The sequence below is a fragment of the Bremerella sp. TYQ1 genome (assembly GCF_020150455.1).
In the GTDB taxonomy this organism is placed as follows: Bacteria; Planctomycetota; Planctomycetia; order Pirellulales; family Pirellulaceae; genus Bremerella; species Bremerella volcania_A.
Genome location: NZ_CP083740.1, coordinates 2,156,176 through 2,176,870 on the forward strand (window position 1 = coordinate 2,156,176; position 20,695 = coordinate 2,176,870).

The 20,695-nt window shown below is 53.4% G+C and carries 16 protein-coding genes and 2 tRNA genes; 11 read left to right on the plus strand and 7 right to left on the minus strand.

Features of this window, described 5'->3' with window-relative positions; all coding sequences use genetic code 11:
- Positions 1–90 precede the first annotated feature (90 nt).
- The 4 genes from LA756_RS08160 to LA756_RS08175 all read right to left on the minus strand — a co-directional run bounded on the left by LA756_RS08160 (position 91) and on the right by LA756_RS08175 (position 4,342).
- Positions 91–1,446, minus strand: a complete 1,356-nt coding sequence (locus tag LA756_RS08160) for a PQQ-binding-like beta-propeller repeat protein (protein ID WP_224439379.1) — start codon at positions 1,444–1,446, stop codon at positions 91–93.
- Between the two features lie 100 nt (positions 1,447–1,546).
- Positions 1,547–2,713, minus strand: a complete 1,167-nt coding sequence (gene tgt / locus LA756_RS08165) for a tRNA guanosine(34) transglycosylase Tgt (RefSeq protein WP_224439380.1) — start codon at positions 2,711–2,713, stop codon at positions 1,547–1,549.
- 66 nt (positions 2,714–2,779) lie between these two features.
- The gene (locus tag LA756_RS08170) at positions 2,780–4,111 is read right to left on the minus strand and encodes a DNA-directed RNA polymerase subunit alpha C-terminal domain-containing protein (RefSeq protein ID WP_224439381.1); all 1,332 of its coding nucleotides are present in this window, start codon (positions 4,109–4,111) and stop codon (positions 2,780–2,782) included.
- 157 nt (positions 4,112–4,268) lie between these two features.
- A tRNA-Thr gene (locus tag LA756_RS08175) sits at positions 4,269–4,342 on the minus strand.
- A 774-nt stretch (positions 4,343–5,116) separates the two neighbouring features.
- On the opposite strand from LA756_RS08175, the gene LA756_RS08180 reads away from it, so the two are divergent.
- The 3 genes from LA756_RS08180 (at position 5,117) to LA756_RS08190 (ending at position 8,925) form a co-directional block, all read left to right on the plus strand.
- Positions 5,117–6,043, plus strand: a complete 927-nt coding sequence (locus LA756_RS08180; RefSeq protein ID WP_224439382.1) for a diacylglycerol kinase family protein — start codon at positions 5,117–5,119, stop codon at positions 6,041–6,043.
- Between the two features lie 187 nt (positions 6,044–6,230).
- Positions 6,231–7,055 carry a 3-deoxy-8-phosphooctulonate synthase gene (kdsA, locus tag LA756_RS08185; protein ID WP_224439383.1) on the plus strand — a complete coding sequence of 275 codons (825 nt, stop codon included), beginning with the start codon at positions 6,231–6,233 and terminating at the stop codon, positions 7,053–7,055.
- A 10-nt stretch (positions 7,056–7,065) separates the two neighbouring features.
- Positions 7,066–8,925: a tol-pal system YbgF family protein gene (locus LA756_RS08190; protein WP_224439384.1), complete on the plus strand. Its 1,860-nt coding sequence runs from the start codon at positions 7,066–7,068 to the stop codon at positions 8,923–8,925.
- A 16-nt stretch (positions 8,926–8,941) separates the two neighbouring features.
- Here the strand turns inward: LA756_RS08190 and LA756_RS08195 are convergent, their stop codons facing one another.
- The gene (locus LA756_RS08195) at positions 8,942–9,802 is read right to left on the minus strand and encodes a phosphoribosylaminoimidazolesuccinocarboxamide synthase (RefSeq protein WP_224439385.1); all 861 of its coding nucleotides are present in this window, start codon (positions 9,800–9,802) and stop codon (positions 8,942–8,944) included.
- 355 nt (positions 9,803–10,157) lie between these two features.
- On the opposite strand from LA756_RS08195, the gene LA756_RS08200 reads away from it, so the two are divergent.
- From LA756_RS08200 to LA756_RS08210, 3 genes are all read left to right on the plus strand, one after another.
- On the plus strand, positions 10,158–11,591 hold the full coding sequence (locus LA756_RS08200; protein ID WP_224439386.1) for a hypothetical protein: 1,434 nt from the start codon (positions 10,158–10,160) through the stop codon (positions 11,589–11,591).
- Between the two features lie 106 nt (positions 11,592–11,697).
- Entirely contained in the window at positions 11,698–11,904 is a 207-nt protein-coding gene (locus LA756_RS08205) for a hypothetical protein (RefSeq protein ID WP_224439387.1), read from the plus strand.
- Positions 11,905–12,155: 251 nt separating this feature from the next.
- Positions 12,156–13,760, plus strand: a complete 1,605-nt coding sequence (locus LA756_RS08210) for a DUF1080 domain-containing protein (RefSeq protein ID WP_224439388.1) — start codon at positions 12,156–12,158, stop codon at positions 13,758–13,760.
- 54 nt (positions 13,761–13,814) lie between these two features.
- On the opposite strand, the gene LA756_RS08215 is transcribed toward LA756_RS08210, so the two are convergent.
- The gene (locus LA756_RS08215; RefSeq protein ID WP_224439389.1) at positions 13,815–15,503 is read right to left on the minus strand and encodes a SpoIIE family protein phosphatase; all 1,689 of its coding nucleotides are present in this window, start codon (positions 15,501–15,503) and stop codon (positions 13,815–13,817) included.
- Between the two features lie 213 nt (positions 15,504–15,716).
- Between LA756_RS08215 and LA756_RS08220 the strand changes: the two genes are divergently transcribed.
- The 4 genes from LA756_RS08220 to LA756_RS08235 all read left to right on the plus strand — a co-directional run bounded on the left by LA756_RS08220 (position 15,717) and on the right by LA756_RS08235 (position 18,950).
- Positions 15,717–15,787 (plus strand) — tRNA-Gln (locus tag LA756_RS08220).
- Between the two features lie 90 nt (positions 15,788–15,877).
- Entirely contained in the window at positions 15,878–17,083 is a 1,206-nt protein-coding gene (locus LA756_RS08225; RefSeq protein ID WP_369123650.1) for a S1C family serine protease, read from the plus strand.
- Positions 17,084–17,112: 29 nt separating this feature from the next.
- Positions 17,113–17,796, plus strand: coding sequence for an HAD family hydrolase (locus LA756_RS08230; RefSeq protein ID WP_224439391.1), 684 nt, complete (start codon positions 17,113–17,115; stop codon positions 17,794–17,796).
- A 47-nt stretch (positions 17,797–17,843) separates the two neighbouring features.
- A complete protein-coding gene (locus LA756_RS08235) occupies positions 17,844–18,950 on the plus strand; it encodes a Xaa-Pro peptidase family protein (RefSeq protein WP_224439392.1) in 1,107 nt (368 codons plus the stop codon).
- Positions 18,951–19,021: 71 nt separating this feature from the next.
- Here LA756_RS08235 and LA756_RS08240 read toward each other — a convergent pair whose 3' ends face one another.
- Positions 19,022–19,960 (minus strand): hypothetical protein, encoded by a 939-nt coding sequence (locus tag LA756_RS08240; RefSeq protein WP_224439393.1) that lies wholly within the window; start codon positions 19,958–19,960, stop codon positions 19,022–19,024.
- A 197-nt stretch (positions 19,961–20,157) separates the two neighbouring features.
- On the opposite strand from LA756_RS08240, the gene accB reads away from it, so the two are divergent.
- A complete protein-coding gene (gene accB, locus LA756_RS08245; protein WP_224439394.1) occupies positions 20,158–20,667 on the plus strand; it encodes an acetyl-CoA carboxylase biotin carboxyl carrier protein in 510 nt (169 codons plus the stop codon).
- Positions 20,668–20,695: the final 28 nt, after the last annotated feature.

The window sequence follows — 20,695 nt, forward strand, 5'->3', positions numbered from 1 at the left end:
AAAACAGCGAAAGGTGGCCACATCGACCACCTTTCGCCTTCCGCCTCTTGGTTCATCGCGGCAGGGCTTGCCCAAACCACCCCGATACACTTATTTGCTGCCGAGATCGACGGCGACCAGTTCTTTATCGTTTCGGAAATAACCTGTTTGATTCGCATAGGCAGGGTGAGTCCAGACCACCGATCGCCCAAATGCTTCGCTTGTCGGTTCCAGCACATGGAATCGCCCCAAAGACCTGAAGCCTTCCTTGGAGAGTTCCGCGACTAGCAGATCTCCTACTTCGCTAAAGATCAGATAGCGATTCGACTCGCCCAAACGAGTAACAAATGCGGTTCCATGCTTAATAAACCGGGTCACATCAGGCCGAGTCGCCTCGAATGTTTCCCAGTATCGCTCACCATTTTCGCCATTAACCGCGATAAAACTGCCAACGTTACAGTCGCTGCCATACAGAACACCATCCACAAAGATTGGCGTGGACGTTCCACTGTAAACGGCCTCTTTCCGTTCGCCACGCCACAGAGCCTTCGCAGCAGGCTGATCATCGGCCAGCTCGATCATGACCGACTCCGCCTGAATGCCGCTGGCATACATTCGATTACCATCCACCATTGGTCGAGCAATCGACATTTCAAACGAAGGAGTGAGTGGAATCTCCCAATATTTTTCACCCGACTTGGGATTCAGCGAAGCCACGCCTTCAGGGTGATAGATGATCAATTGACGCGTTTCACCTGCTTCAACGATCACTGGCGGGGCATAACCCATCTTGGAATCAAGCGACTTCCAAAGAACTTTTCCGGTCCGCTTATCCAGAGCGACAACCCCTTGGCCTTTTCCGCCGACCATGACGTAAAGCATCTCACCGTTCACAAGCGGATGACCTGCCACCCCCCAGATGGGAATCTCGGCCCCGAAATCCGCGACAAGGCTTCGCTTCCAAACCGGCTTTCCAGTTTCAACTTCCAGGCATACCAAGTCTCCCTCGGCACCAATCCAATACAGATGGTCTCCATCCACAGTGGGAGTGCAGCGAGGCCCTACCGCATAACTGATCGAGTAGGGCCGATCGTAGGAATACTCCCACAGCTTATCGCCGGTCTCTTCATCGAATGCCAGAACACGTTCTTTCCCCTGACGATCTTGGCGAGCCCCAGGGTTATTAGAAATTTCGTTCGTCTGGGCAACGTAATCGGTCACAAACACTCGGCCATCGGCGACCGCTGGACCAGCATAGCCTCCGGCAATCGGCACTCGCCACTTCACCTTCAGCCCCTCTTCGGGGATAGAATCAATCACGCCAGATTCGCGGTAAACGTCGTCTCGCTGGGGCCCCATCCACTGCGGCCAGTCATCTGCCAAAGCGTTAAGAACAAACGGTCCAACCAGAAACAAAAGCCCGACAACAGCCCCATAACAACGGGCAGCAAGCGAGGCGACACTCATAAGAAACTCCTTCGTGGTGGGCGCGCAGAATCAGCGTACATTCTCTTAGAGTCCGCATAACCGCGAAGGATTCACAAACTTGATGAAGAATCGAAGAGAATTAGCCGCCGGAAGCCCAGCCTCGCATCTTCTCTTCGTAATAAGACTCGAACCGATCTTCTTCAATCGCAGCACGAGCCTCACGCATCAACCGCTGATAGTACGCCACGTTATGCAGCGACAACAGGATCGGCCCTAGCATCTCTTTTGCCATAAAGAGATGCCGAAAATAGGCTCTGCTCAAGCCAGCCACTTGAGGCACGCTCTTCGGATCGAGCGGCGTCGAATCGCGCTGGTACTTAGCATTTCGCAGGCGAACGGTTCCCTGGTCGGTGAACGCTAACGCATTGCGACCGTTTCGCGTGGGCATCACGCAGTCGAACAGATCGACCCCGCGACGAATCCCCTCCAGCAAATCTTCCGGTCGGCCCACGCCCATCAAGTAACGTGGCTTTTCCGCTGGCAGGGCAGGGCAAGTCGCGTCCAATATTCGGTACATTTCCGGGGGTGGCTCACCGACACTCAACCCACCGATGGCATAGCCAGGAAATTCGAGCTCACCTAGTCGCTCGGCACATTCAACACGTAGCCCTTCATCCAGACCTCCCTGAACGATGGCGAATTGTGCCTGATCTTTTCGCGTTGCGGCATCCTGGCAGCGTTGGGCCCAGCGAATCGAGCGGTCCATCGCCTCGCGAATGACTTTGGTTTCGTTCGGCAACTCCACCACGTGATCAAGCACCATGGCGATGTCGCTACCAAGGTTTTCTTGAATCTCGATGCTTCGCTCTGGCGAAAGATGAATCTTTCGACCGTCGATATGAGACTGAAAGACCGCCTCTTTCTCGGTGATCTTTCGCATTTGAGCGAGACTGAATATTTGAAATCCACCACTGTCGGTCAGGATCGGTCCCTGCCAATTCATGAACTTGTGGAGCCCGCCCAGGTCGGCAACAACATCATCTCCCGGCCGCAAAGACAGATGGTAAGTATTGCCCAGGATCATCTCGGCCCCGGTCTCACGAACCATTCCGATCTCGAGTCCTTTCACCGTCCCCTGAGTACCAACCGGCATGAACGCAGGCGTTTGCACGGCACCATGGGGCGTTACAAACTCACCGCGGCGCGCCTTCGAGGTTCCGTCCTGATGCTTCAGCTGATACTTGAACCAGTCGCTTTCCGCTGGTCGATTGGGGGTCGTTTGTTCCAAAGTGTCTCGACGCTCCATGAAAAAAACCCACACGGCTTACCGCATGGGTTCATTGAGTGTGCAGTCTCTGCCAGGCAGCGAAAATTAGTCGCCGCGAAGCTTCAGATTGTAGGAAGTCAGCTTTTCGCGAACTTCGTTCAAGCTAGTAACACCGAAGTTCTTGCACTCCAGCAATTCATCACCGGTGCGACGAACCAGTTCGCCAATGGTCGAAATACCCAAGCGAACCATGCACTTGCGAGCACGAACCGACAGGCTGAGTTCGGCAATCGGGCGATCGAGCAAAGCCTGCTCGTCCGGCGACAGCCCGGAAGTGTCGTAAGCCACTTCTGGAGTAGAGGGCTTTTCGTTCGACATCTGACCGAGTTCCAACCCCTTGGAACGCAGCATGTCACGAATCTCGATCAACGACGTTTCGCCGAAGTTCTTACTTGCGAGCAGTTCCTGCTCCGAGCAGCGGCACAGATCGCCAAGCGTCATAATGCCCATCTTCTGCAGGCAATTTCGGCTGCGAACGGAGAGCTCGAAGTCGGTCACAGGGATGCTGAGCACCTGCGACATGCGATCGCGTTTCTTTTGCTCTTCTTCGTCGTAGTACATGTCCCCCGATGCCTGGGCATCTTTCAGGTACATGCGAGCCCGCTTTTCGGTCGGGTACGAGTCGAGCACACGCTGATAGCAGTGGGTCGCTCGGTCGTATTCACCACGGTCTTCATGCAGAAGCCCGAGATTCAGCAAAGCTCCGACGTGCGTTGGGAACACCGCAGCCGCGTTTTGATAAAGCTGAAGTGCCTGAACATCGTTGCCACGGCGGTCGTTTTCCAATGCCAGGCCGAACAATGCACCTGCGTGACCAGGATCGGATTCGACAGCACGTTCGTACAACGCGACGACTTCATCAGGATTTCCACCCAACGAAGCAATCGTGGCACCACGCTGATACAGGTAATTTGCGGTCGATTCGATTGGACCAAACATGTTGTCCAGAATCTGCAGAGCTTGCTCCGAATCGCCCTTACTTCGCAGCGATTCCACAATGCCCAGCTGGCAATCATCCTTGTTGTAGCCAGCGGTTTGAGCCGACTGAAAGGCTTCGATTGCCTTATCGAATTCCTGCATGCAGAAGTAGCTGCGACCGAGATAGAAGTGCGCCAATGCACCTCCGTCCGCGGCTGCGAGCGTTTGAACGGCACCTGGGTAATTCCCCATGATGAACTGGCAAACGCCCAAACGGACGTTGGTGGCCGGCGAACGTTCTTCCGATTGGCCTTCCAATTCGGAAACGCTGTCGCGAAGCGTTGAATAAGCGTTGTAGTCGCGTCCCACCGTTCGCAGGATCTGACGAATTTCCTCCGGACCGAAGGACGAATTCGTGAGAACAACGCTCTTGAGATCGAAATCGATTCCTTGAATCATCAACGGGGCTCCAAACGTTTTCTTTCGACGCCCAAGTGCGAAAACTCGGGGGAGATGGCCAGGGTAATCGAATCCTCGGCTGATTCAGAGCTCGCTTGATACAATCTGAATGCCGTGAAGCGAGTCGATTACCCGTTCGCATTTGGGAAATAAGAAGAGCCAGCGACGAGAGTCGAACTCGTAACCCCAGCATTACGAATGCTGTGCTCTGCCAATTGAAGCTACGCTGGCTTATTCGCAGGCTGCGAATCAAAACGCTCCAAGATACAGAAGCTCTTGGGGTGCGTCAACTTACCCTACCCATTGATTTTAGAATCATCTGAAGGATTTACCGACTTTCCTGCCAAAGGAGCGCCAGGACATTGATCTCAGGTATTGGGCGACTTCCTTCAGACGCTCCGCTGAGTCGTGAAGCAGGGAAGTCTGGGCAAGAAAAAAAATCGAGGGACCGCTGTCGTACCAACCCGCGTTGGAGAAGCTGAATCGTCAGGGGCAAGGCAAACCATCCAGCTTAAGTTCGACAGCGGCCCCACGGGCCAGCTTACCGACTCCTCCGAGGAGCCGATGCCCGCATTAGATGCAATTGGCGAACCAAACCACGAGAAAATCTTCATATTTACCCCAAGTCATTGCATACAAACACTTTAAAAATCAGTACCGGCAACGTACATAAATCCACACCGATGGGTATTTTGCAGAGCTGCAGCAAGATCCCACAAAGAAATAATACACACCCCCGCACAGGACCATTTTTCTCGCGAAATTTACTTACTTTTCGTCCAGGATCGAGACAGCTTCCCTTATCTCATATCTATCAAAAGACTTACGTCATCACCGTAGATTTTCATTTTGAGATATCGCCATACGCAGTCAAACGATGCCCCTAAAATGTCTCAATATGACACGTTTTAACTTCAATCTTCGTTTTTCAAGGGCGGCTCGATAGGATGGAGTGTCGCTTCTTAATGTTGAATAGCGTTGTTAATCACCAAGGACGTCGCTCCTGTGACATTTACCGAAAGCCCTCCTGCAACTTCGACAGGTACGGCATGGCTGTTTATTAATCGCATTGCCGGAGGCTTTGACAAACCTCAGCGTCATGCTCGTTTGCGCGCATTGCTCAGCGACATGGGGCTTCAATCGGTCGAGATGAACTCTCCCCAGCGATTGACCGACTGCTGGAACGACGATTCCCAGCCACGGCCAGATTTCATTGTTTCGGTCGGAGGTGATGGGACCGCCGCAATGATCGCGGGACAAACCGAGGGAAAAGTCCCAATCGCAATCTACCCCGCGGGCACGGAAAACGTTCTGGCGAAGTATCTGCAGATTCCGACTGACATCGGGGCGTTTGCCAAGATGCTTTCCAAACGAAAAGTCCAGCGAATCGATGCCGGAAAGTGCGGCGACCGGACGTTTATGTTGATGCTTTCGGCAGGATTCGAGGCCGAAGTTGTCCATCGAGTTCATCGTCAACGAAACGGACACCTCACGAAACTGCACTACGTCCGCCCCACGTTTCAGATGTTGGCACAATATGAATATCCGCAGTTAGAACTCGATATCGAGTTGGAAGATGGAACGCGGACGCAAACCGAAGGATACTGGGCCTTCGCGTTCAATGTGCCTCGTTACGCGCTCGGCCTGGAAATGGCTCCGAACGCCAAGCCGGACGATGGCATTCTCGATATCTGCGTTTTAACGCAAAAGGGATTTTGGTCGACAGGGTCGTATATCACGTCGCTTCTATCCGGAACCCTCGGCCGTCGGAGCGATGTGAAGACGTTTCGGGCACGGTCCGCCATCCTTACATCACCAACGATTCCTATTCCGCTGCAAACCGACGGCGATCCTGCCGGATTTACCGATACGACCATTTCCGTTCAGCCTAGCTACTTGCCGTTGATTGTGCCGCAACAGAAATCGCGATAGGCACCCCGGCCGGCGTATCCCCAAGCACTTCCCTTCTTAGTGATGGGAATTTTGCTCGTCTCGTGTCAGAATAGAGTGACTGAGCTGACCGGGCCTCCTCTTTGCGAAGAATTAACCAGAGGCACCCTGGGAGAAAGCTTGGCGGGAAAATAGGATGGATACTTCCCCTCTTTGAACGAGATCGCACTTGAACCCATCGGCCACCACAACCTCGACGTTTTCCCTTAATACCGAAGGGAAACTGCTTCTTATTGCTGGACCGTGCGTCCTTGAGTCGCGCGACTTGGCATTTCAAATCGCGGAACAAATCTGTGAAATCGCCCAGCGGTATCCTGTTCAATACGTTTTCAAAGCGTCATTCGATAAAGCGAACCGTACTAGCATTCATTCGTATAGAGGTTTAGGCCTGCAAGATGGCCTGAAACTTCTCGAAGCCGTTCGTAACGAATTCAATGTCCCTGTCACGACCGACTTTCATGAGTCGCAACAAGCGGCGGCCGTCGGTGAAGTGTGTGACATCCTTCAAGTGCCCGCGTTCCTTGCTCGGCAAACCGATCTCCTCGTTGCCGCAGCTCAGACCGGCAAAACGGTTAACGTGAAGAAGGGGCAATTCATGGCCCCTTGGGACATGAAACATGTCGTCGAAAAGCTTCGTGAGGCTGGTGCCCACGAAACATTGCTGACCGAGCGAGGGACATTCTTCGGTTACGGCCGGCTTGTCAACGACATGCGAAGTCTTCCGCAGATGCGATCGCTTGGCGTTCCGGTGGTATTCGACGCGACGCACAGCGTCCAAGAGCCTGGCGGGCTTGGCAGTCAAACCGGCGGTAACCGAGAAATGGTAAAGCCACTTGCGATGGCTGCCGCGGCAATGGGCATTGATGGCTTGTTCCTGGAAACGCATCCCAATCCGGATCAATCTCCGAGCGACGGCCCGAACATGGTGCCGCTGGCGGAAATGGAATCCTTAATCAAACGTGTATTGGCGGTTCGCGACGCGGCCCAAGGTTAAATATCCTCCCATGACTTGCACTCATCGAATCGCTGTCATCGCTTTGCTGACCATCATGGTGATGGCTGGCTGTGATAGTCGCAAAGTTATTCGCCCTCAAGTCGACAATACTCAAGCGAATATCTCGACCGATGCCGGAAGCTCGAAACAGTTCGTCGATCAGGCACTGAACTACCTGAGCGATCTCGATCGTTACCCCGCAGGTCGCGTCAAAGTTGAAGTGCTTCAGCGAATGAATCGCTGGTTGATGTCGCAAAAGTTAGATCCGACCTGGAAACCTGATCCCATGGTCGAGCAACTCCCGGATGAGATCCGCAGCCTGCCGCGGATGCAAGACTTAGAGAGTCGCTACTTCTTGGATCAGCCAGCGCAATTTCCCGAAGCGATTTTTCGTGGAAGCGAGTTCGATTTCCTCGTAGGTACCTACTGGGCGAAAACGATCTCGGATTGGATTCGGGATACGAAGATTCCTCCCGCCGACATTCAGGCATTTCTAAATGCACAAAAAAATCAGACGCTCGACGAGGGGCAAACGAACGATCTTGGGTTGGCCTACTTATTGTTTGACTGGACAGTCCGACACATTCACCCGGTTCGTCCCTTGGAATTTGAGGAAGGCAAGTTCGCGCGCGGCACAAGTCGCGATGTTTGGAATGCCATTCAGCTGAACGAAGGAGACGCCCAGGAACGAGCCCGGGTTTTTATCCACCTTTGTCGCCAGCAAGGACTCGACGCAGTGATGGTTCAGTTCGGCGACAAGGATCCGCAAGTTGTTGGTGTTGCCATTGGATCAGAACTGTTTTTGTTTGATATGGCATACGCACTTCCCATCTCACTCGCCGATGGGAGCGGTATTCAAAGGCTTTCGCAACTTGTTGATAACCCGGAAGCCCTTCAGGCAATGGCTTCCGAGAACTACAAATATCCGGTCACTGTGGAAGACCTGAAGAACGTCACGCTGTTGATCGAAGCACCTTCGACGTCTCTGACCCAGGCAACCGACTTGCTGGAAGGTGTTCTGTCTGGTGACTCGACTTTAAAGGTTCACGTTCAACCGTCTTCGATCAAAGATCGACTAGCGAGCTTTAAGGGGGTAAGCGACGTTCAATTGTGGACCGTTCCGTTCGAAGCGGAACAGGCTATCGCCAAACGTCTTTCCGACACAACGCTTGGGCCGCTCTATCAAGTCGAACGATTCATCTACGACACCATGACGCCATTTTCGACTGCTCGCAATTTGCAGCTCCTCTGTCGTTTCCGAGACGAGGCGCAAAGCAAAGGGGCTCGGTCGATGCTGATGGATGCGCGCATCATGGAACGGCAATTCCGCGTCGCACTTCCCAACGAACAACTCGGAATGCTGAAAGCGGCTGGAATGGATCTTCCGGACGACCCGAAAGTCCAGCAGTTCTTTCTAGATCGCGTCCGTAAGAATGTACTCCTCTGGCGAGAACTGGCCAGCTTTAATCTTGGCGTGATCGCGCTCAGCGACAATGAATATGAATCTGCCATCGACTATTTCGAGAATCGAACGCTGGCTGAGTTCCCCGACACACGCTTCAAATATGCGGCAAGCTATGGCATCGGCCGCAGCGCCGAGGCTTTGGCCCGAGATGATGAGGACGCCGAAATGGCTCAGAAAGCATACGACTTCTACACCGATGACGATGATGTCCTCTCGCCATACCGTCGTGGTAACGCACTGCTTGCAGAACGTCTTCCGCTATTGGAAAAGAAATCCAAACCTGCCGAGCCAGCGGAAGCAGATCCGGCCTCGGAAACGGCCGGCAACGAACAGGAGAATCCTTCCGACACACTAGCAGAGACTTCCGAAGCGAAAACCGAATCGGAAGAGTCTGACGAAAAATAGCGACGCGTTCCGCTTCCTACCAGGGAAACTTTTGCTCAGTAATTCGCTCGAAGGCTTCTATGTACTTCGAGCGAGTTTTCTGCACGATTTCATCCGGCAACTGCGGCGGGTCACTGTTCTTGTCCCAACCGCTTTGTTCCAGCCAATCGCGTACAAACTGTTTGTCGAACGATGGGGGACTCATTCCTTCGGCATACTGATCTTGCGGCCAGAAGCGTGAGCTGTCCGGCGTCAGTACTTCGTCGATCAAAATCACCTCGCCATCGACGACGCCCCATTCAAACTTCGTGTCGGCAATGATAATTCCATGCTCTAAGGCGCGTTGTGCTCCGGCCTCGTAAACGGCCAAGCTTTTTTCGCGTAACAAGTTCGCCGTCTCGGCTCCAACAATTTCTACCATCCGCTCGAAGGGGATGTTCTCGTCGTGCCCCGACTCTGCTTTGGTGGCTGGCGTAAATATGGGCTCTGGAAGCTTCGAAGCCTGATTCAATCCTTCCGGAAGGCTAATTCCACAAACCGTTTGGGACTGCTGATATTCTTTCCAGCCAGAGCCAGCCAAATATCCGCGAACAACACATTCGATCGGCACGACTTCCGTTTTGCGGGCCAAAGTCGAACGACCAGCCAGCGCGGCAAGATCCGCATCACCCTCCAAGTCCATCTGCTGGACATCGGTTGAAATCAGATGATTGGCAATGCCCAGCGTCTCGAACCAATATTGGCTCATCTGCGTCAGAACGCGGCCTTTGTCAGGAATCTGGGTCGGCAGAATGTAGTCGAAGGCACTAATTCGATCCGACGCAACCAATAAGACGCGATCCCCCAGATCGTAGACGTCGCGAACTTTTCCCTGACGGACTGGATAATTAAGACCCATAATCTAGGCGTTTTTCGATAGATGTTTGGCAAAAAAGAAATCTCCGCTCCCCCGAACCTGGGCGTCGGCAGCGGATCGCTCAGAGCATTTTGCCATACGACTTTCGCGGGAAACAGCCCGGCGAGCTCGATTACCGGCACAGTTGCTTCAAGCGACATACCCCGCTGGATGTCGATTTTCGTGGTTCATCCGAGCATCTTCGACGATTAGAATTGATAGGCGCGTGCTATCACGCGGGGACAGCTCCATGATTTTCAACCCCGATTAGCCCCAGCTTTCAAAGTGAGCCGCGGTTTTGCCTAAGCTAACGTTTCGAATTCCCAGCAACTTGCCTCTCTCGGACGATGACTGTCGCGTGATTCACGCGGTAGGCAGCGACCGATTGGTACGCACCGCGTCGATCAAACACTCGGAAGATCGTCTCGTTCTTGAATTGCTGGAAACCGACGGCGTCAAAGTAAAAATACCGTATCGCAACGAGCGACGTTCTGCGCAGATTCTTTCGACATGCTCTCTGCGAGTCGACAACAAGACACCCTACAATCTGCTTCTGGAGATTGCTCGCGGCACTCTGTTTCGTTTCCGCACGCTGACGAATGCCTGTCTCGACGCCGAGCTTGATTTGCTCGATGCGACGAAAAAACTCCTTCAAGACGCGACCAGTTATTTTGCGCGAGCGGCCACAACGAAAGATGATCCGGAGAAAGCAGATGCGATGGCCAACCGAAGCCTGAGCCAATCACTGCTCGGACTTTCGCAACTGGAGCTGGTTTACGCGACCGCATCGTACCATGCCATCGATCAACAACCGGGCGAGCGGGCATTCCTCCGAGGGATTTCGTTAACGGAACCATTGACCGCGGAGATCACGCCTCTGCTGACCAACACCCTTAATACGGTGGTGATCGAACCAAATTGGAAGCACTGCGAACCAGAGGTTGGGCATTTCAATTGGTCGGAAGTCGACACGACATTGGACGCCATTCGTGAGCAAGGACATGCGACCGTACTTGGCCCCATGTTTTGCTTGGATCGTTTTTCAACGCCCGATTGGCTTTACCTTTGGGAAAACGACTTCGACGAGATCTTAAGTGCCGTGGGGAAATATACCGAGGCACTCTTACAGCACTATCGAAATCGAGTCGATCTTTGGTACTGCGCGTCAGGCCTGAACGATCACACGACGTTAAGCCTGAAAGAAGAGCAGCGACTTCAAATCTTGCTGCATATCATTCAAACGATTCGAGGAAGCGGGCTGCGTGCGCCATTGTTGGTAAGTTTCGCCAATCCTTGGGGCGAATACACGGCGAGTCGCGATCGGGAAATGGCACCTATTCATTTCGCGGAAGAACTCGTTCGCGCCCGTGTCGGTGTCACGGGAATAGGGCTGGAACTCAATTTTGGCGAATTGTCTCCGGCAACGTACTACCGAGGCTTTTTCGAGGTGGTCGATATGCTCGACTATTGGAGCCTTCTCGGCGTGCCGCTGTTTGTGACGTTATCAGCGCCTAGCTCGTGGCGTCCCGACGACGACGCACTCTATAACGCCAATCGAAAAGAAGAGCCCCTCGAACGTATTAGCCGCCGTACCCAACGAGAAATTGTCGAACATGTGCTGCCGGCGCTGCTCACGCATCCGCAAGTGCAGGGCGTTTTTTGGAGCCAGGTTTCCGATTCGCAGCCACATCGCTTCCCGCATGCTGGCCTTCTTGACCCGCGCGGACGTCCTAAATCCGCTGTGACCAAGATGACTGATCTGATCCGCACCTACTTCCCCGAAAATATTTAGAAAACGTTAAGTCACTCGTTTTTTCGGGTTTCCACAACCCCTACAATACGTGTTATGGCTTTCCTGCCACGATAGTTTGCCTTTGATGCCTAGGAGTATTTTTGCCATGTCGATGTTGAAGTGGATGTGTTCGGCCTGTTTGGTAATGGGTTTGATGGTATTTTCCATCGGTTGCGACTCGAAGACCGCCGAACCACCAGTTGAAGAAACGTCCGAACCAGATATCACCATGCCGGCCGAAGGCGACAGCGCCCCAGCAGAAGGCGATGCCGAAGAAAAACCTGCCGAAGAAGAAGAAAAGCCAGCTGAATAAGCTCGCTTTTGCCGTTCGATCGGTTCAAAACCGAGACATGAGCCAAAAAGCACCCAGTTGCCGCTGGGTGCTTTTTTGTGCGCATACAGGAATTTCAGAATGATTCTCTCCAAACTTGATTCCTGTTTCCCTTCGAGACAAACTAGAATTCCATAGCCAATTTTCCCTTACCTCAAAGACGTCGTGGTCTAGCAGTCGTTTCGCCCCATTACCCTCAACGTTGTTTGCTGCTAACCACCGGAGCCGCCATCATGACTTTGCATCGTGCGTTTCTTGCTTTCCTTCTCATTTCCTCACTAGTCGTCGGACCTGCTTGGGCACTCGATTCTTCCCCTAAAAAGGATGAGAAGCCGGCTGCTAAAGAAGAAAAGAAAGACGCCAAAAGCAAAGAAGCATCAAAGCCATCTCGTAAAGAAAAAGACAAGGATAAACCGTCTGCGCAAAAGTCTTCCCCAAAAGAAGCCAAGCCTGCAAAGCCACCAAAAAAACAAGCCAAAGAAGGGATGTCGCCCTCGGACAAACCTGCCGAAAAGAAGGACGTTGATAAGAAACGCACCGAGAAGAAAGGCGATCAAAAGAAAGAATCGGCAGAGAAAAAGTCGGCCGCTAAAGACGACTCCCAAGAGGCTGCTCCGAAAAAGGAAATGAAGTCGGAGCCCAAGAAGGAAGCCCCCAAGAAAAACGAACCAACTCCGGCGAAGAAACCGCAACCTAAAGAAGACAAAAAGGAAGTGGAATCGGCTGATAAGCCAGAGCCGAGAATTCCTCCGCAAATGGACCGGAAGGAAGAAGCTAAACCAGAACCCAAGGAAGAATCGAAACCGGCCCCGAAACCAGAACCTAAGCCGCAGCCCAAACCGCAACCGAAGCCCGATCCCAAAAAGTTGGCTTATACCGACCCGAGCGAAGTGGACGAAGATTTCGCGTTCCAAGGGGAATACTACGGCAAGCTAATTCTGCCTGGCGGTATCGTCGAGAAAACCGGTATTCAGGTGATCGCACGGGGTGGCGGGAATTTTGTTGCTCGTCAGCTACGCGGTGGGCTGCCAGGCAACGGCTGGCGAAACGACGCGAAGATTGACCTAAACGGGAAGCGAGACGGTAACATCCTCGTGCTCAGCCAAGGCGGCTACGAAGTCACGATCGTTAACGATAAAGCGGTCGTGACCAACGCCGCTGGAAAGACGTTGGGCGTCCTCAACAAAGTTCAGCGACGCAGCGAATTGCTTGGCCTCAAACCGACCTCAGGGGCCACGGTACTCTTCGATGGCAAGCCTGAAACAGGCTTCCTGAACGCCAAGATCAACGATAAAGGGGAACTGCAGATCGGAACGATCACAAAGGACCCTGTCCAAGACTTCCGCATGCATTTAGAGTTTCGCCTTCCCTACATGCCGTACGCGACCGGGCAGGCACGTTCCAATAGCGGGCTCTACATCCAAGAGAGTTATGAAGTTCAGATCCTCGATTCGTTCGGGCTTCCTGGCGAATTCAATGAATGCGGATCGCTCTATCGCACGAAAAGCCCTGACGTCAACATGTGCTTTCCTCCACTCTCGTGGCAAACGTACGATGTCTACTTCACCGCTGCTCGCTTTGATGACGCAGGCAAAAAGATTGCTCCGGCTCGAATCACCGTTCAGCACAATGGGATCCTAGTTCAAGACAATTTCCTGATCCCTAATAAGACCGGCGCCGGCAAACAGGAAACTCCCGAGCCACGACCGATCAAGTTGCAAGACCACGGAAACCCTGTGGTGTTTCGCAACATTTGGATCGAATACCTAGGTGGCGATACCGTGACATCGGAAGACGCTTCCGCCAGCGAGAATCTTCCGACTCCAGCCAAGCGATAACGGTCTGTGAAGAATACGTTCTGCCTCGATCGTCCGAGGCAGAACATCATCCGCCTATGCTTGGCGCTGGATGGTGACCATGCACATGTCGTCGTACTGCGGGCTGTCGCCCATGAATTCGCGGCAGCCATCGATGATCGCTTTGCTGCAAACCTCGACGTCATCGGTAGGGCGAGAAACACACTCAAGCATACGATCCATACCGAACTGATCGCCTTGCGAATTCATCGCTTCGTTGATCCCATCGGTGTAAATGAAGAGCATCTCGCCGGGTTGAAGCGTGAATCGGGCGATTTCGTACTCCATGTCTTCCATGATGCCTAACGGCAGCCCAATTTCTTCTTCCGCAATCATCTGGCATTCGCCATTGGGCTTTCGCAAGATCGGCGGATTATGCCCAGCATTGATCAGCGTGATTTCGTTCGACTGCGGATGCAGGATGGCAATCGCTAACGTGACGAACTTATCTGCCGGTGTTGCGGCGGCAAAATTGTTGTTCAAGTGAAATGCTGCCTGCTGCGGATCAGGCATGGATGCCAGGCAATACCGGGCTTCGGCCGACAGCTTGGCCATCATCAATGAAGCCGCAATCCCGTGCCCGACCACGTCACCAACCAAGATCGCCGTGCCGCCATCCGGAAGCGGAATGTAGTCGTAATAGTCACCGCCGACCGAATTCGCTGCTAGATAATAGTGATAGAAGCGGTATCCCTCGAGCTTAGGTTCTTCCGAGGGCAAAAAGCCAATCTGAACCTGATTCGCCGCGTGAAGATCTCGCTGAAAAGAGATCTGGCGAATCGCCGCATCGTGCAACTGGGCCCGTTCAATCGCCGCTGCGGCTTGCATTCCGACGCTGACGGCAACTTCCAGGTCTTCTTTTTGGAATCGCTTGCGCTGATCGAGGGTATCAATCTGGATCACGCCGATCACTTCATCATCCGCATTCACCAGCGGAGCACACATGATCGAACGAATCTTGAAGTCGGTAATACTCTGACTCATCTCAAACCGCGAGTCAGCAGCAGCGTCCGCCGAAAGGACCGCTTCACGCGTTTGCATTACGTGCTTGACGATCGTCCGGCTAATGCGAATTTCTTCCTCGTCACCCTCACGCCGAGCCTTTGTCCAGCGGGGAACCATCTTGCCGGAATCGTCCATCAAAATGATGAATCCGCGGTCAGCCTGAAGGAAGATGCGGAAAAGTCCGTCCAAAACTTGTGGCAACACTTCATCCATGGAAAGCGTGCCGGTTAGTCCCCGCGTAATCTCTAACAACGCGTTCAGCTTAACCTCGGGACTAGCTGTTAGATGCACGGAACCGGAATGCGATGAAACCTCGAACTTCGACATAATTGTGGAAGTCGCGCCGTCGTCGTCGACCATCACGGTGCCAAATGCGCCGGGACCGTCGGCACGAAGCCCTACCGTCTCGTTGGGCGATGGTTTTTCTTCTTCACGCTTGAATCCGAATGAGATATCACAAATTCGGATGGTATCGCCTGGCTGAAGGAGATGCGGTTTGGCGATTTGCTCGTCGTTAACAAATGTTCCGTTGCGACTGCCTAGGTCTGCAACACGATAACCGGCGTCCGATTTACTTACTTTAGCGTGGTACCGACTTACCGCGCCCACTTCAACGACGATATCGCAATCGGGGTGGCGTCCGAGCGTGTATTCTTCTCCGGTCAAAACAAATTTCTTGCCGGAATCTGGGCCATTCAGTGCGACGAGGTAGCTGGACATGCCTTGCGATGATCTCCCGTCAGTGGTGCTGCGTCCTCGTCTTGAGGACGCCTTCTCAGAAAAGTCGAGGCAAAATGACCCTGCTGGCAAAAAACTCGCGCAGGGGCTGCAGGGGGTAGTCTACCAATTTCGGCAGGCGTCTACTATAGTTCGATGTCTGAATCCCTTGACGCCAGACGACTTAGGCAATAACCTTAATCGCTGCAAAATTAGTGGGGAATAGTGTAACGGTAGCACGACAGATTCTGACTCTGTTAGTCTAGGTTCAAATCCTAGTTCCCCAGCTTCCGTTTGGCTCGCAAGATTGGCGAGCCATTTTTTCGCGCGGAATTGAATTCCGAACCCGCCGAACCTCTAAGCCCCCGCGTGCTTCCATGGAGCCAACATCTTCCAGCGGCCCCCCAGAGGCCGCAAATCCACGTTCGTCGCAGCCCAACCCGGTCGCTTTCCTTAGGCTGTTTCTCTACTGCTTAGTGGCAGCCTTTTTCGGGGCTTGGGTGATCAGCTATTGGACCACGTCCGACAAACGTCCGGTCCTGAACCCCGACGCCGAGCCGCGCACCATTACCCCGCGTGGCGACTTGGCCGAAGACGAGAAATCGACCATCGAGTTGTTCGAGAACTCGGCTCCTTCGGTCATTTTCATTACTACCTCGCAGCAAGTCCGGATGTATGGCAGTGCCAAGATCTCGGAAATGGCGACAGGGCAGGGGAGTGGGTTCGTCTGGGACGAACAGGGACACATCGTCACCAACTACCACGTTGTCAAATCGATCGCGAATGGCTCAGGGACCGCTCGGGTCACGTTCGCCGACGCATCGACGTACGTTGCTTCAATTGTTGGCTCGTCCCCAGAACATGATCTAGCCGTCCTTCAAGTCAACGACTTTCAAGGGGATGCCTTTCAACCGATCCTGATCGGTCAATCGTCTGACCTTCAAGTGGGACAAAAGGTCTTCGCCATCGGAAATCCGTTCGGCTTCGATCACACTCTGACGACCGGGGTGATCAGTGGCCTTGGCCGTTCGATCGAAGCGGAAGATGGCCGACAGATCGACGATCTGATCCAAACCGACGCCGCCATTAACCCTGGCAACAGCGGTGGTCCATTGCTGGATAGCAGTGGTCGGCTGATCGGTGTGAACTCTGCCATTTACAGCCCTAGCGGTGCGTACGCCGGAATCGGTTTTGCCATTCCCGTCGATACGGTTAATTCCGTGGTGACCGAACTCATCCGTCACGGGCAGATCAAACGTCCCTATTTAGGCGTCCGGATCGCGCCCCCCACTATTAACGCTCGCCTTGGAATCGAAGGGGCACTCGTAGCGGAAGTCGTTTCCGGAAGTCCTGCCGAATCGGCCGGTTTTCAGCCCACCATTATTTCCGATCAACAACAAGTTGTGTTGGGTGATTTGATCGTGGCAATCGACGACAAGAAAGTCAAAAACTTCGGCGACATCGTCCAGAAGCTATTCGACCACGACGTCGGAGATAAGGTAACAGTGACCGTCGTCCGCGGACTATTCACCGAAAAACAGCGGGAAGTCGAACTTACGATCGAGTTACAAGAATCGACCTGACGCCTCCATAAGCTATTTAAAGGAACTCCATGAAAGTTTGTCTTTTCGACATCGACGGTACCCTGGTCTCCACCGGCATGGCAGGAAAGGATGCCATGATCGAGGCTTTCCTGAAGGTGGCTGAGTTAACCGAACTGGAGCACATTTTTCAGGTAAGCGGCAAGACCGATCGCGGCATCTTTGCGGAACTGTACGAACTGCATGGTAAGTCTCTTAACGAAGAAGCCTGGCATAAATTCCTCGATCTTTACCTTCATGGACTCGCTACCAATTTGCCGCAACGGCAGGGCCTTGTGCTGGAAGGGGTGACCGCGTTGCTGGCGAAACTTTCGCAGCGTGACGACGTCTTGCTGGGGTTGCTGACCGGAAATGTCGAAAAAGGGGCAGCCCTGAAGCTGGGGCACTACGGGATTCACGACTATTTCGCGTTTGGTGGCTTCGGCGATCATCACCCGAATCGAGACGATGTGGCTCGTGCTGCTTTGGAAGCAGCCGAGGCATTCCATGGGCAAGCGATTCCGCCTGAAGACATCTATGTCATCGGCGATACGCCTAACGACGTGAAATGTGCTCGAGCCATTGGCGCCAAAGCGGTCGCCGTCGCGACAGGCGTGTTCACCATCGAACAGTTGGAGGCAACCCAGCCAGACCTGTTGCTGTCAAACCTATCCGACACCGACGCGATTACCCGGTTTGTTTTCGGCGACGCCTAGTCGACGTTCCCAACCTCGAAACTTCTTCACGCGATACGACGAACGCCATGGCCCCAGCACGTAGCAAGTCCAATCCTCGCATTTCGAAGCTTCGTCGAGCCATCAAGCAAAGTGGGGCCGATGCACTTCTGGTAACGAACTTTAAGAACGTAACCTACCTGTCAGGCTTCACTGGCGAGGACAGTTATCTGTTGGTGACCTCACGCGAAGTGATCGTGTTCAGCGATCCTCGTTTTGCGGAGCAGCTTGAATCGGAATGTCCCGATTTTCAAATCGACATTCGTCAGCCTGGGACTTCACTTCTTGGGGCAGTCGCCAAAGCCGCTACTAAAGCGAAGCTTCAGCGACTCGCAATCGAAGGTACCTCGATGACCGTTCACATGCTCGGTCAGCTCAGCGGCAAACTACCGAAAGTCGAAATCAAACCAGTAAACGGCTTGGTCGAAGACCTTCGCGAGATTAAAGACAAAACTGAAATCGCTCAAATCCGCGAATCGGTGGCCATTGCCGAAAAGGCATTTGCGGTCGCCAAAGCTGGGCTTCGTGGTGATCAAAGTGAAAAAGAGATCGAGGCGATTCTCACCTACGAAATCCAACGAAACGGCGGGAGCGGTCCGAGCTTTCCGCCAATTGTCGGCGTTGGTCCCCGCGCGGCGTTGCCTCACTGCAAACCGAACATGACCAGAATCGAAGAGGATGACTTCGTTCTGATCGACTGGGGTGCCGACTACCAGTTCTATAAGAGCGATCTAACGCGTGTCCTCTTCTATGGCAAAGTTCCAGCCAAGATGAAGAAGATGTACGAGACTTGTCTAAAAGCTCAACTGGCTGCCATCGATGCTATTAAACCTGGGGCAATCATGGCCGACGTCGACAAAGCAGCTCGCTCGATTATCAGCAAAGCTGGCTGGGGTAAGTATTTTCGGCACTCGTTGGGCCATGGAATCGGGCTCGATATTCACGAATCGCCCCGACTCGGATCACTCAGCAATCGTCCGTTGGAACCAGGCATGGTTGTCACCGTCGAACCTGGTATCTATCTGACCGGCTTCGGCGGCGTCCGCATCGAAGACGACATCCTCGTCACCAAAGATGGACACGAGGTCCTTACCAACGTGCCGAAGTCGTTCGAAGAGGCAACGATTTCACTCTGAGCCCCCATTCAAGATCTGAGTACTGTATCTCCTGCGTCCCGCCACCGACGAGCAAAGGGTACGGCAAAGGATTATTCTTGGGGCAATACGCTATCCCAATCTGGCTCGCCTTCCGGTTGGGGGAGATTGCTTATGATTGGCCGGAGAGAACCCGACTCGCCCCCTTCCAGCGATCGCTCGGCAAATAAGCTTGCTTCACGTCCAGGATTGGGGATTCTCTCCACAACGAACTCACTCTCGTCGATCGGCTGATTCACGTCGGTCCAGCTTAACTTCCAGGTAAACTTCTCCCGGAATCCCTGAAACTGCCGAAAATAGGCAATTACCCAAACGTCATTCACTTTCTCCCATAGCATGTCTGAGCGAAATTCGTAACCGGCCCGATCAGGGTAAAGCTCTTCAGTACGAACCGTTGTGTAATCCTGCTTGGGGTTTAGCCACAACTGCATGGTGATATCGCGATCCCACTCATGTCGACGGGGCAGTTTGACTTTGATTCGATGCAAATCTTCCTGCATTTCCGATTCCAAAATCTCCGCCTTCTGGAACCACTCCTTCAACTCGTCATATGTCGGATCAGAAACATCTTGTCGCCGACCAGGATTGGCATAGAAGCCCAGAGATTGCGGGCGAAAGGGCAAGAGTCCTCCTCGGCCGCTAAGGTTGAAGCCCAAAGGAAATCGTGAGACGTCGGATCGGCTATGCGTCGCGTGGTATTGAAACTCCGGAGTAATCAGGAAAGCACGTTCGAGCCCCTCTTCAATCCAATACGCCGGAATCCGGTCATCGAATACAAGCTCTAATCGCTCTTCTCCCGCCATATGTCGACGGGTACCTTTTTTGGCGTCGGTGACTCCAGCAATCGAACATCGCCCACTGACCAGCTTGTCACGCGTTTCAAACAACTTTTCTATTGCTGCTTGAGCGTCCAAAACCGGCGTTTCTGCCACACAGATGCCGCAGATCATCAGAAATGGCAGCACTGCTAAGGCAATTTGGTCCATTCGCATCGCAAACCCCTCTTGAGCTTGAGTTGTCGCCCCGCTAACGAGCTAATCAGTTTCCCCAACGTTCGTCGGCGTGTCAAATTTCCTGCCGGTTTACCCATCTGGACGAGACCTACCGTTATCCCTTACGCTGTAAAGCTTTGCCAAAATACAATTCGACCATATATTCCCCTAGCGGATGATCCCGTGGGAGAGCACGAATGTCCGATTCCAAGTCGACTTCCAGCAATGTTTTCAACGTCGAGACGGTTCGCTCGCTTGTTGAACTGATGAAGCAGCACGACCTGAGCGAACTTGATCTTCGCGAAGGGGACCAGAAAATCTCGCTCAAGCGTGGTAGCCAGGCCCCCATTTATGCCGCTCCGGCTCCGATGGCTGCCCCAATGCAGGCCGCTCCGGCACCTGCCGCAGCTCCCGCTCCTGCCGGTTCCGGTGGTGGCGAAGCTGCTCCTGCCGCCGACTCGCACCTGGTGGCGATCAAAAGCCCGATGGTCGGCACGTTCTATTCGCGACCAAAGCCAGATGCCGACTCATTCGCTCGAATTGGCGACCACGTGTCGGACGATTCAGTCGTCTGCATCATCGAAGCGATGAAGGTCTTCAACGAAATCAAAGCGGAACTTTCTGGCAAGATCGTCAAAGTTCTGGTCAAAGACGAAGAAGCGGTCGAATTTGGTCAACCGCTGTTCATGGTCGATCCCCAAGGTTAATTCCCCACTCTACCGGCCTCGCACTTGT

Coding starts and splice junctions, on each gene's coding strand:
- LA756_RS08190 (WP_224439384.1), top strand. CDS start 7,066: ATGACTTGCACTCATCGAATCGCTGTCATCGCTTTGCTGACCATCATG.
- LA756_RS08195 (WP_224439385.1), bottom strand. CDS start 9,802: ATGGGTCTTAATTATCCAGTCCGTCAGGGAAAAGTTCGCGACGTCTAC.
- accB (WP_224439394.1), top strand. CDS start 20,158: ATGTCCGATTCCAAGTCGACTTCCAGCAATGTTTTCAACGTCGAGACG.
- LA756_RS08225 (WP_369123650.1), top strand. CDS start 15,878: ATGGAGCCAACATCTTCCAGCGGCCCCCCAGAGGCCGCAAATCCACGT.
- LA756_RS08205 (WP_224439387.1), top strand. CDS start 11,698: ATGTCGATGTTGAAGTGGATGTGTTCGGCCTGTTTGGTAATGGGTTTG.
- LA756_RS08170 (WP_224439381.1), bottom strand. CDS start 4,111: ATGATTCAAGGAATCGATTTCGATCTCAAGAGCGTTGTTCTCACGAAT.
- LA756_RS08210 (WP_224439388.1), top strand. CDS start 12,156: ATGACTTTGCATCGTGCGTTTCTTGCTTTCCTTCTCATTTCCTCACTA.
- LA756_RS08160 (WP_224439379.1), bottom strand. CDS start 1,446: ATGAGTGTCGCCTCGCTTGCTGCCCGTTGTTATGGGGCTGTTGTCGGG.
- LA756_RS08235 (WP_224439392.1), top strand. CDS start 17,844: ATGGCCCCAGCACGTAGCAAGTCCAATCCTCGCATTTCGAAGCTTCGT.
- tgt (WP_224439380.1), bottom strand. CDS start 2,713: ATGGAGCGTCGAGACACTTTGGAACAAACGACCCCCAATCGACCAGCG.
- LA756_RS08215 (WP_224439389.1), bottom strand. CDS start 15,503: ATGTCCAGCTACCTCGTCGCACTGAATGGCCCAGATTCCGGCAAGAAA.
- LA756_RS08230 (WP_224439391.1), top strand. CDS start 17,113: ATGAAAGTTTGTCTTTTCGACATCGACGGTACCCTGGTCTCCACCGGC.
- LA756_RS08240 (WP_224439393.1), bottom strand. CDS start 19,960: ATGCGAATGGACCAAATTGCCTTAGCAGTGCTGCCATTTCTGATGATC.